The sequence below is a fragment of the Bacillus cereus group sp. N14 genome, from assembly GCF_016483555.1.
GTDB classification, from domain to species: domain Bacteria; phylum Bacillota; class Bacilli; order Bacillales; family Bacillaceae_G; genus Bacillus_A; species Bacillus_A wiedmannii.
Map to the genome: position 1 here is coordinate 55,066 of NZ_JAEHBQ010000012.1, position 12,087 is coordinate 67,152.

Here is a 12,087-nt window from a genome sequence, read left to right on the forward strand (position 1 = left end):
ATGAAAAAAAGTTGTAAAGTATAGATGTATAGACTTGTAGTTGTTATGAATGATAGAAGTTGTTTTTTCTTTAAAGAAAGCGGATTCAAAAAGTAGTGAATGAGAAGGGGATATATACTTTTTCACTACACATATTTGAAAAGGTTTACAAAACAATGAAGAAAGAGGCGTGTACATATGAGACGATTAGGTATTTCTATTTATCCAGAACATTCAACAGTAGAGAAAGATAAGGAATATTTAACATTAGCAAGTAAATACGGATTTACACGTGTATTCACATGCTTATTGTCTGTAGATGGAGAAAAAGAGAAAATTATAGAAGAGTTTAAAGAAACGATCTCTCATGCAAATGCATTAGGGTTCCAAGTATTAGTTGATATTAGTCCGTCTGTTTTTACACAATTAGGTATTTCATATAATGATTTATCTTTCTTCCATGAGTTAGGAGCGTACGGTATTCGTTTAGATGTTGGATTCTCTGGTTTAGAAGAATCGATTATGACTTACAATCCATACGGCTTAAAAATTGAAATTAATATGAGTAACGGTACGAAATATGTAGATAACATTATGAGCCATAGACCAAACCGTGAAAATTTAATTGGTTGCCATAATTTTTATCCGCATCGTTATTCAGGATTATCATACGATCATTTCATTAAATGCTCGAAACAATTTAAAGATTACGGTATGAGAACGGCTGCGTTTATATCATCATTTGATGCAACATACGGACCTTGGCCAGTAACAGAAGGGTTATGTACGTTAGAGCAGCATCGTGAATTACCGATGACAACACAAGCGAAGCATTTATTTGCGACAGAGTTAATTGATGATGTTATTATTGCGAACGCGTATGCATCAGCAGAAGAATTACAAGCACTAGGTGCATTAAATAAAGAGAAACAAACATTTGATATAGGATTATATGATACAACAACAGAACTAGAAAAAATTATCGTATTAGACGAGCCTCATTTTTATCGTGGAGATGTATCTGAATATATGATTCGCTCGACACAAAGTCGTGTGAAATATAAGAAAGAAGAGTTCAAACCACATAATACACGCGAAATTAAACGCGGTGATCTTTTAATTGATAATGAACAGTATGGTCAATATAAAGGTGAATTACAAATTGCGTTAAAAGATATGGTGAACACAGGAAAAACAAATGTAGTTGGCCGAATTGTAGAAGAAGAAATTTTCTTATTAGATTATTTACAAGCATGGGATAAATTCGGATTTACATTAAAGAAATAGATAAAATGAAAAAGGAAAAAACTACTGACTTCAGCAGCTTTTTCCTTTTTATATATAAATTGTGAGAGGAAGAGCTATGACAAAAGTGCATCAGCGATTAATTTCTATTTTAGAGGAGTTTTTAGAAGAGAAATCGATGTTAAATCGAGCTTTTTTAGCGAGCCGTTTACATGTATCAACGAAGACGATTCAAAAAGATATAAAATTATTAAATGATATATTGGAAGAAAACGGAGCGAAAATTGAATCGCAAAGAGGGACTGGATACGAACTAGAAATTATACAAACGAAGAAGTTTGAAGAGTTTTGCGTGGGTTTATTTCAAAAACAGACTGAAAAGATCCCGACTTCTTATGAAGAAAGGATAGCGTACATTCTGCAACGTATTGTAACGACAGAGGGGTATGTGAAGCTTTCACAGTTAGCAGAGGAGATTTATGTGAGTAAATCGACTGTAAATTTAATTATGAAAGATGTGACAGATATATGTGGTCGCTATCAATTACAAATTGAAAAGAGACCGTATTATGGTATACGTATTGTGGGAGAGGAGTTTCATATTCGGTCTTGTTTATCACAATATGGTTTACCGCGCTATGATCATACTCCGTTTCATGAGCAATTTGAGCAGAGGGATACATATTTATCGTTACCTCATATCCCACTTATCCGTTCGGTTATATTAAAGTATATCGAGGGAGGAACGATATATTTATCAGATATTGAAATTGATAATTTAGTCATTCATATTGCAATTGCAATAAGGCGTTGTGAAAATCAACATTATATGAAAGGGCTGAATGCGGAGCAATCAGAACTTATCATAAAGAAAGAATATACAATTGCGAAACAGATTGTAGGAGATTTAGAGAAAGAGTTGCATCTTTCATTTCCAGAAGAAGAAGTTTTATATGTGACGATGCATTTATTGAGTACTGCTGTTACAGCGAGAGATCGTTATGAAAATGTGGAAGAACTATTAGGGAAAGATCTATATGCATTTATGCAACATATTCTTTTTAAAGTAGCGGAAGAACGGAATCTTATTTTTTATTATGATGAAGAATTATTATTTGGATTTGGTGTTCATTTAAAAACGTTATTAAACCGTTTGAAGTATAAGTTAAATACGAGAAATCCTCTTTTGGCAGAAGTGAAAAAGAATTATCCGTATGCTTTTGAAATTGCGGTTCTCGTTGGAGATATAATTGGTTATTATACGGGAGAATCGATTCCAGAAAGTGAAATTGGTTATATTGCGATTCACTTCGGGGGAGCGATGAGTCGTTTACAGGAACAGAATCAAAAGAAAAGATGTTTACTAGTTTGTGCGACTGGTCAAGGAAGCGCCCAGCTATTGAAATATAAAATTCTATCACAGTTCCGAGATAAATTAGAGATTGTAGGGATTACAGGTTATTATCAATTGAAAGTGGAAGACCTTTATAAAGATAAAATAGATTGTATCATTAGTACGATTCATATACCGAGTGGTTTGCCTGTGCCTGTTATAAAAGTGAACTCAATATTTGATGATAAAGAGATTAAGTCAATCGGTCAGCAGTTGTTTACGCATGTGAATACTAGTGTGCAGCAGTATATAAAGGAAGATTTGATCTTTTTAAATCATAGCGCTTCTACGAAGGAAGAGGTTATCCAATTCTTATGTGAGAAAGCTGCTGAGAAAAACTATGTACCAGAAAAATTTTATGATTCTGTTATGGAAAGAGAGAATACATCTCCGACAGCCGTTGGGAATTTAGTTGCAATTCCACATCCGATGCAGTTATTAAGTGAGAAAACATTTTTGATGTTTTGTACACTTAATAAAGCGGTTGACTGGGGAGATAAGAAAGTACAAGTTATTATTTTATTTAGTGTAAAGCGCAATAATAATGAAGATTTACAAAAGCTTTATGATTTTTTATATGATATTATGTCTAGTCAGCATACGATAGAGAAATTAACTCAGGCTGGAATGATTGAAGAATTTCAAGAGATTTTACTATCGTTTTGAAAAAGTATATAAAAACTTCCGTTACACAACGGAAGTTTTTTATGTTTAATTGTATGCGTTTTCATAATAAGATAACAATATAGAAAAAAGATAGCTTGGGGGAATTTAAAATGACTGATATGCAAACTCCATTTGCGTTAATTTTACATGGTGGCAATGCGAGAAGCGCGGCGCTTGAAGCAATTGCTTTTGCAAGACAAGGAGATTTTGAGAATGCGAGCGAAAAGATGACACTTGCTAGTGAAGAGATTTCGGCAGCTCATCGCATTCAAACAGACTTAATTCAAGAAGAAGCAAGAGGAAATCATGCAGAAATCAGTTTACTGTTAGTGCATGCACAAGATCATTTAATGAATGCAATTACAGTGAAAGAACTTGCTGAAGAATTTATTACTCTTCATAAACGAGTAGAAGAGAAAGTGACAGTATAAGATGTACATTTTATTATGTTGTGCAGCAGGCATGTCAACGAGTATGGTTGTAAGAAAAATGCAAGAAGAGGCAAAGAAACAAGGGAAGGATTATAAAATCAAAGCAGTTGATTCAGAACTTGTGAAACTGGAAATAAAAAATGCTGATGTTGTTTTAATCGGACCACAAGTGAAGTATTTGTTTCCAGCGGTACAGTTTCTTGCGAAATCATACGATATACCGGTTGCAATAATAGAACAAAGAGATTATGGCATGTGTGACGGTTTAAAAGTACTGAAACAAGCAGAACAATTAGTTTTAGCATAATTATATTTTTTTAAATATAAACATTATAATGTTATAACTTTTTGTCCTTACGTAGTAAAGAGAAAGAGGAGGGGTATTGATGAATGGTTTTATGAGTTTTATGGAACAAAAGATTATGCCAACAACGCAAAAGATTGCAGGACAACGACATTTATTAGCAATTCGAAACGGAGTTATTTCTACATTGCCGTTAACGATTGTCGGATCATTTTTCGTTATCTTTTTAAATTTACCAATTGATGCATATATGGAATGGATTGCACCATTTCGCCATATTTTAGATATTCCATTCCGGTTTACAGTAGGTTTAATGGCGTTATACGCAGCATTTGGGGTAGGAGCTTCACTCGCAAACTTTTATCAGCTCAATCAGTTAAGTGCAGGGTTGTTATCTGTACTCGCCTTTTTACTAGCATCAGTTGAACCAATTCAAATTACGAAAGCTGTACCAGGTGTTATTGATGCAGGAAGATACATTTCAGTAGGAACATTAAGTGCAACGTCTTTATTCGGCGCAATTGTTACAGCTTTAATTGCAGTAGAAATTTATCACTTTATGATTAAGCATAATATCTCGATTAAATTACCAGACAGTGTACCACCAGCAGTTGCAAACTCGTTTGCAGCATTAATTCCAACTTTAGTCGTTATTCTTTTATTCTGGGGTATTCGTTACGGTTTAAAATTCGATGTAAATACAACAATCACATATTTAATCGCACCACTAAAATCAGTATTAGTAGGAAATAATTTATTCGGCGGTTTATTAACAGTATTCTTAATCGTGTTCTTCTGGTCATTCGGTATACATGGCCCTGCGATTTTAGGACCAATTATTCGTCCAATGTGGGATTCAGCAATTCTTGAAAATATGGAAGTATTCACAGCTACAGGAAATGCACATCAATTACCAAACTTATTTACAGAGCAATTTATTCAATGGTTCGTATGGATCGGTGGATCAGGCTCAACGTTAGCTTTAGTTATTATGTTTATGTTCTCTAAATCTAAGTTCCTAAAAGAGTTAGGTAGATTATCATTCGTACCAGGTTTATTCAATATTAACGAACCAATTATTTTCGGGGCACCAATTGTAATGAACCCAATCTTAATTATTCCATTCGTTATTACACCGTTAGTGACAACGACAGTATCATATTTTGCAGTTGTTTCAGGCATGATTCCGCTCATGATGGCGAAACTGCCATTTACGATGTTAGCACCAATTGCAGCGATTATTAGTACAGACTGGACAATTATGGCTGGTGTACTTGTACTTGTTAACTTTGTGATCTCATTCGTTATTTACTATCCATTCTTCAAAATGTATGAGAAACAGCAATTAGCAGGAGAGGAGAAAACAGAATGCTCGGAGCAATTATCATCTTAATTACATTTGTAGCGGGGCAGTGTATTGCACATTATTCAAAATGGGTACAAAGTAAATCTTTATTAGTGTTACTACTCATATCAATTTTATTTATCGGTAGTTCAATGGGTGCATATGTAATGCTAAGCTTACAATCACCGTACGTAATTATTGTACCAACGATTTTATGTGCCACATGTTTATCTGCAAAATATAGATTTACGAGCATGGCATTAATACAACGTGTGAAGGAGATGCAAAAGCATGGAGCGTAAATTAGGAATTTCACTTTATCCAGAGCATTCAACGAAAGAACAAGATATGGCATACATTTCGGCAGCGGCACGCCACGGTTTTTCAAGAATATTCACATGTCTATTATCTGTGAATCGTCCAAAAGAAGAAATTGTAGCTGAATTTAAAGAAATTATTAATCATGCAAAAGATAACAATATGGAAGTTATTTTAGATGTAGCTCCGGCAGTATTCGATCAACTTGGTATTAGCTATAGTGATCTATCATTCTTTGCAGAGTTAGGTGCAGACGGTATTCGTTTAGATCTAGGATTTGACGGATTAACAGAAGCGAAAATGACGAATAATCCGTATGGCTTAAAAATTGAGCTAAACGTAAGTAACGATATTGCATACTTAGAGAATATCCTTTCGCACCAGGCGAATAAACCAGCTTTAATTGGCTGTCATAACTTCTATCCACAAAAATTCACTGGTCTTCCATATGATTATTTCATTCGCTGTAGTGAACGCTTTAAAAAGCATGGCATTCGCACGGCAGCCTTTATTACGTCCCATGCAGCCGACATCGGTCCATGGGATATTAATGACGGATTATGTACGTTAGAACAACATCGTAACTTACCGATTGAAGTACAAGCGAAACATTTATGGGCAACAGGGCTTATTGATGATGTGATTATCGGAAATGCTTATGCGAATGAAGAAGAGTTAGAGAAACTAGGAAACTTAAATCGTTACATGTTACAGCTGAAAGTACACTTTGTAGAAGAAGCGACTGAATTAGAAAAGAAAGCGACACTGCAAGAATTACACGTAAGACGCGGCGATATAACAGAATATATGGTACGTTCTACAGAAGTGCGTAAAAAGTATAAAGACTATGACTTCCCAGTGCGCGAAAGTGTACGACAGGAAAGAGGGCAAGTTGTAATTGGAAACAACTCATTCGGTAAGTATAAAGGTGAACTGCAAATCATTCTAAAAGAAATGCCGATAGATGAACGGAAAAATATTGTCGGTACAATTGCGGAAGAAGAGTTATTCTTATTAGATTATGTAGGAGCTTGGACGCAGTTTACTTGTGTGGAATAGGGAAGTATAGGGGGCTGTCCGAATTTTGGGCAGCCTTTTTATCATAAAGTACTTTTCAATGTCAAAGTTTGTCGGTAAATCGATATTCCTTGTCGAATCGTTGATATATTATAAGTTACGATAGATATATTTGAAAAATCGTGGATATAATTTCAGGTAGAGTATATTTTCCTTTAGAAGGAACGCAAAAAAAGTCAGCCTCAATGAGACTGACCTTTTTTATACGAACTAGTTTAATACTTTAACTGTAACTGTTTTACGTCCCCAGTTACTTGATGTACCTTTATCAGGCATTAAAACGTCAATTTTATTTCCTTTAATAGCTCCACCAGTATCACCAGCGATTGCTACTCCGTAACCTTCAACCCATACTTTTGAACCTAATGGAATTACACTTGGGTCAACTGCAATAAGTTTCATATTTGGATTAGCTGTTAAGTTGTGACCTAAAGCTGATTTTACTTGGTCGCCTGCTTTATAACCATTTTCAAGTGGATCTGCTGTGTAAGCTGTTGCTACAACACGTAACTCACGAGAAGATGATGGTGCACTTGTTTCAGTTTCTTTTGCAACAGGTTGTTGTGTAGCTGGTTTTTGAGCTTTAGCCGCTTCACGAGCTTCAGCTGCTTCTTGAGCTTTAGCTGCTTCACGAGCTTTAGCTGCCTCTTGAGCTTTAGCTGCTGCTTGAGCTTCAGCTGCTGCCTCGGCTTTAGCTGCTTCACGAGCTTTAGCTGCTTCTTGAGCTTTAGCCGCTGCTTGAGCTTCAGCTGCTGCCTCGGCTTTAGCTGCTTCACGAGCTTTAGCTGCTTCCCCGGCCTTAGCTTCTGCCTGAGCTTTAGCTTCTGCCTGAGCTTTAGCTTCTGCCTGAGCTTTAGCTGCTTCACGAGCTTTAGCCGCTTCTTGTGCTTTAGCTTCTGCTTGAGCCTCAGCTGCTTCACGAGCTTTAGTTGCTTCTTGTGCTTTAGCTTTTGCTTGAGTTTCAGCTACCTCACCGGCTTTAACTGCTTCACGAACTTTAGCTGTATCTTGAACTTTAGTTGTTTTTTCAACTTTAACTGCTGGCTGAACTTTAACTGGAGCTTTACCTGTTAAGTAAGGAACGTGAACATAAGCTGTTTTTCCGTTATATTCAAATTGAATCCAGTCATTTTGTACTTGGTGTGTTGTTTCAATTACATCATCTTGTTTCAATTTACCAAGAATTTCTGAGTCTGTGTTTGCACCAGCACGTACGTTTAATACGTTTGCTGTTACGTAGTAAGTGTCTTTTGTATAGTCAGCGCTAATGAAAGCTTCTTTACCGCTATTCAATTTCACTTTTGACCATCCGTTTTCTGTATGTAAAACGTTAACTTTATATCCATCTAATAACTTTCCGACAACTTGTGATTCAGTAGTTGGGTTTTCTCGTACATTTAGTACATCAGTCGTTACGATTGTTTCTGCTTTAGCAGATGTTGTGAAAATCCCAAGACCAAAAACCGCTGCTGTTGCTATACCCATAAATTTTTTCATAATAGCCTCCATTGCATTTGTTTTCGTTGACCTCATTATAGCAACCATTATTTTCTTATTTGCGAAAAACATAGAATTACAAAGCTTTCGTAACGGGGCGTTAATATTCTGTAATAATTCCAGTAATATCCTAAAAGCGCTTTCTTATAGTTTTTAGGGGAGGTTTGAGCATAAGATGCATAAAAAGGGGAGTATTTCAATTTCTAATAGGTTAATAATATTTCAGTATTATTACGTAATAATTTCGTAACCGTTACAAAAATGGCGTATTTTGCTGTTAGAACAGGTGATTAGTTATGTAAAAATAACTATTTTCGCTGTGGAGAGATTGAAATGAGGTGAAAATTAATGAAATATCGTTATAATTGTTACAAAATAAGTCGAGGTATGGAAAAAATTACGCCTTGATTTTAGTCTGTCACATATTATTTTTGCAATAATAGGATTCTATAATAGCTTTAGTAGGTTAAAATAATTAAAGATGTTGATAACGTGAAACATATATAATAGAAGAAACACGATTTAATAGATAAAGTGAAACTTTAATCAGTGGGGGGGATTCTTCCTCCCCCACTGATTATTAGTTGAACCAATCGGGCTTTTATGGGCAGTTGATCCCCCACCTAAATTCTTTGCTTTCGCTGAATTTTGAGGTGGGGGTCTTACTGCCCATTAAAGCGGGATAAATAAAAAGCGTAGGAGTGTAAAATCCTACGCTTTTTATTTATTCATATCGTAAACATTCAATTGGATCCAGTTTTGCAGCTTTGTTAGCTGGAAGTAAACCGAATATAATACCGATTAACATTGAGATACCTACTGCAAGAAGTCCAAGTTCTTTTGAGACAACGAGTGGCCATCCAGCAAAGATTGAGACGATCCAAGCGAAGAAGATACCGAGCATGAATCCGATGAAACCACCGAGTCCTGTTAAAATACAAGATTCAATTAAGAATTGTGTTAATACTTTACCGCGCGTTGCACCAAGTGCTTTACGAATACCAATCTCACGTGTACGTTCTGTTACAGATACAAGCATGATGTTCATTACGCCGATACCACCAACAAGTAAGGAGATAGCAGCAATACCACCGAATACCATTTTCATCATGCCAATGGATTCGTCTAATTGCTTCGTAAATTCACCTAAATCTTGTGCTTCGAATTTGTGCTCAAATTTAGGAGCTTTCATTTCGTTTAAAACAGAAACGGCTTGTTTTTCTACACTTTTACGTTCTGTTGGAGAGGTCATCGTTAATCTTACAGAGTCATACTCATTTACTCCTGAAATGACAGGCGCGTTTTCAAGTGATGTGTAACCTTCAGGCATAGCCATTCCGAACTCATTTTTCGTTTCGTATACACCGACTATTTTATACGGCTTTCCTTTTATATCTGTGTATTGATTTGATTCCCAACCACTAAATAATTTGTTGAAAGCTTCTTCATTTAATATAACAGCAGGGATTGCTTGGTTTAATTCGCTGTCGTTTAATTCACGACCGTGAACTAATTTTATTTTCGAATCTGTCATAAAGGCGCCTGTTCCACCTTTTAAATCAAGATTTACATCTTTTGAACCAGCAGATGCTTTTACTTTCATACTTACATCTGGATACACATCTTTAACGCCTGGTACGGTTTGAAGACGGTTTAGCATATCAGGTGTGATTTTGGCACTATCCGTTCCATAATCAGGATTGTTGTAGTAAATCGTTACTTCATTATCTTTTCCTTGGCCTAACTCTTTTTTAAACTTTGCGTTAGTACCATCACCCATTGAAATGATAGTAATGATGGCACTAATACCGATAATAATACCTAACATCGTTAAGATAGAACGCATTTTGTGGGCAAAGATAGAGGAAAGGGCCATGCGTATATTTTCACTCGTGTTCAAAATTAACCTCTCCAATCTTGGACGATGTTTCCGTCACGAATTACAATTTGCCTTGCTGCAGCTTCCCCAATTTCACGATCATGGGTAATCATAATGATTGTTGAGCCTTGTTTGTTTAATTCGTAAAAGAGATCCATAATTTGTGTACTTGTTTTCGTATCAAGTGCTCCTGTCGGTTCATCGGCTAAAATGAACTTTGGATTATTTACGATTGCACGTGCGACTGCGACACGCTGTTTTTGTCCACCTGATAATTCGTTCGGTAGGTGAGTAGCACGATCAGCTAAACCTACTTTTGTTAAAGCGGCTAATGAGCGCTCGCGTCTTTCTTTTTTATCGACTCCAGCGTAAATAAGAGGTAGCTCTACATTTTGAAGTGCTGTAAGTCTTGGTAATAACATGAAGTTTTGGAATACGAACCCAATCTCTTTATTACGAACGCGTGCAAGTTCTGTCTCAGACATGTTTGAAATATTTTGACCAGCTAGTTCATACGCACCTGTCGTTGGTTTATCTAAGCAACCGATAATGTTCATTAATGTTGATTTACCAGAACCAGATGGTCCCATAATAGAAGTGAATTCTCCTTGGTTCAGTGTTACGTCAATGCCGTGTAATATTTGAACGGATTCTGCACCATTTTGGAAAGATTTCGTGATGCCTTTTAAGTTAATCATCGGGCGACGACCTCCATACCATCTTTTAAGTCTTTTTCAGGTTTAGAGATAATTTGTTCTCCTTTTTTCACTCCAGAAACTTTTGCTTCGTTATCAGTCTCGAATTCAACAGTAACTGCTTGTTCTTTCGCTTTACCGTCTTTTACAACGAAGACAACATTTTTGTCACCTTTTTTCACGATGCTGCTTTTCGGAACAATCGTACCAGTTGCTTCGCCAGATTTACTTGTTACGTAAACGTGGAAGCCGTTTTGTAATTCTTCACTATTATCTAATGTGACAGTGAATTGATAGTTAGAAACTGTTTTGTTTTCATCCATGCTCTTTAATGGTGTAGAACCGATTTCTGTTACTTTTCCTGTCCAAGTCTTACCAGCGACAGTTTTTGATGAAACAGTTACTTCTTGCCCAACTTTCATACTAGCAAGCTCATATTCAGAAAGTTGACCTTTTACTTTAAATGGACCAGCGTGACGAAGTGTAATGCCGCTCATACCTGTTTTTTCATCAGCAATTTTTACGATGTCATCAATTACGCCATCAGTAGGGCTCGTTACAGAAAGTGTGTTTACTTTCTCTTTTGCTGCTTTAATCATTTCATCAGATTTTTCAACTTCAAACTTTTTCATTTCAATTTGTGATTCTAATTGTTGTACTTCGATTTCTGATGCTTTTAATGCTTCAGCAGGAAGGCCTGCATTTTTATCTTTTTGTAATTTTTGTTTCGCTGCATCAATTTGTTTTTGGAACAATGTTACTTCTTTTTGTGCGATTTTCTTTTGCATTTCTGCTTCTGTTACACCTTGTTTCGCAGTAGGGTCATTATATTTAAAAAGGAGTTGACCTTTTTTTACTTCATCACCTTTTTTTACAGCTAATTCATACGTACCTTTTGTTGGATCAAATGAAATTGTTTCGATGCCGTTTGGAATGACTTCACCGCCAAATTTTTGCGCGTTTTCAATTTGTTTTTCTGTTACTTTATATCCGCTATATGCCATTGCTACTTCTGAACCACCGCCACCAGCAAATGCAAAATATGATCCAGCTGCAATTCCGATTGCTACTACACTAGTAATTAACACTTTATTTTTCTTCTTCATCTATTTATCACCTTTTCGTTCGTTTTAGTATCTACATTTAGTATAAAAGAGGTGAAGAATCTGACAAATCGTTTTAGCTTACAATAACCTTACAGTTTTGTAAGGTATGAATATGTAAATGTAAGGTAGAGCTTGTCCAAGTGTGAGCAAAT

The 12,087-nt window shown here is 35.8% G+C and carries 11 protein-coding genes; 7 read left to right on the plus strand and 4 right to left on the minus strand.

Annotation, left to right across the window (positions count from 1 at the left end; all coding sequences use genetic code 11):
- Positions 1 to 177 precede the first annotated feature (177 nt).
- The 7 genes from JDS82_RS17750 (at position 178) to JDS82_RS17780 (ending at position 6,740) form a co-directional block, all read left to right on the plus strand.
- The gene (locus tag JDS82_RS17750; RefSeq protein ID WP_001253361.1) at positions 178 to 1,266 is read left to right on the plus strand and encodes a DUF871 domain-containing protein; all 1,089 of its coding nucleotides are present in this window, start codon (positions 178 to 180) and stop codon (positions 1,264 to 1,266) included.
- A 76-nt stretch (positions 1,267 to 1,342) separates the two neighbouring features.
- The gene (locus tag JDS82_RS17755) at positions 1,343 to 3,283 is read left to right on the plus strand and encodes a BglG family transcription antiterminator (RefSeq protein WP_048567154.1); all 1,941 of its coding nucleotides are present in this window, start codon (positions 1,343 to 1,345) and stop codon (positions 3,281 to 3,283) included.
- A 110-nt stretch (positions 3,284 to 3,393) separates the two neighbouring features.
- Entirely contained in the window at positions 3,394 to 3,714 is a 321-nt protein-coding gene (locus JDS82_RS17760; RefSeq protein ID WP_000131328.1) for a PTS lactose/cellobiose transporter subunit IIA, read from the plus strand.
- A 1-nt stretch (position 3,715) separates the two neighbouring features.
- On the plus strand, positions 3,716 to 4,021 hold the full coding sequence (locus JDS82_RS17765) for a PTS sugar transporter subunit IIB (RefSeq protein WP_000275638.1): 306 nt from the start codon (positions 3,716 to 3,718) through the stop codon (positions 4,019 to 4,021).
- Between the two features lie 79 nt (positions 4,022 to 4,100).
- On the plus strand, positions 4,101 to 5,411 hold the full coding sequence (locus JDS82_RS17770) for a PTS sugar transporter subunit IIC (RefSeq protein WP_001013048.1): 1,311 nt from the start codon (positions 4,101 to 4,103) through the stop codon (positions 5,409 to 5,411).
- Complete coding sequence (locus tag JDS82_RS17775) at positions 5,387 to 5,665, plus strand: hypothetical protein (RefSeq protein ID WP_000900028.1); 279 nt, start codon at positions 5,387 to 5,389, stop codon at positions 5,663 to 5,665. The genes JDS82_RS17770 and JDS82_RS17775 overlap by 25 nt, the downstream gene beginning before the upstream one ends.
- Positions 5,655 to 6,740 (plus strand): DUF871 domain-containing protein, encoded by a 1,086-nt coding sequence (locus tag JDS82_RS17780; protein ID WP_199713651.1) that lies wholly within the window; start codon positions 5,655 to 5,657, stop codon positions 6,738 to 6,740. Before JDS82_RS17775 ends, JDS82_RS17780 begins: the two co-directional genes overlap by 11 nt.
- 228 nt (positions 6,741 to 6,968) lie before the next feature.
- On the opposite strand, the gene entC is transcribed toward JDS82_RS17780, so the two are convergent.
- The 4 genes from entC to JDS82_RS17800 all read right to left on the minus strand — a co-directional run bounded on the left by entC (position 6,969) and on the right by JDS82_RS17800 (position 11,935).
- The gene (entC, locus tag JDS82_RS17785; protein WP_199713686.1) at positions 6,969 to 8,378 is read right to left on the minus strand and encodes a cell wall-binding protein EntC; all 1,410 of its coding nucleotides are present in this window, start codon (positions 8,376 to 8,378) and stop codon (positions 6,969 to 6,971) included.
- Positions 8,379 to 8,979: 601 nt separating this feature from the next.
- The gene (locus JDS82_RS17790; RefSeq protein ID WP_412678034.1) at positions 8,980 to 10,131 is read right to left on the minus strand and encodes an ABC transporter permease; all 1,152 of its coding nucleotides are present in this window, start codon (positions 10,129 to 10,131) and stop codon (positions 8,980 to 8,982) included.
- 26 nt (positions 10,132 to 10,157) lie between these two features.
- Complete coding sequence (locus tag JDS82_RS17795) at positions 10,158 to 10,832, minus strand: ABC transporter ATP-binding protein (RefSeq protein ID WP_000609098.1); 675 nt, start codon at positions 10,830 to 10,832, stop codon at positions 10,158 to 10,160.
- Positions 10,829 to 11,935 carry an efflux RND transporter periplasmic adaptor subunit gene (locus JDS82_RS17800; RefSeq protein ID WP_199713652.1) on the minus strand — a complete coding sequence of 369 codons (1,107 nt, stop codon included), beginning with the start codon at positions 11,933 to 11,935 and terminating at the stop codon, positions 10,829 to 10,831. The genes JDS82_RS17795 and JDS82_RS17800 overlap by 4 nt, the downstream gene beginning before the upstream one ends.
- Between the last annotated feature and the right edge of the window lie 152 nt (positions 11,936 to 12,087).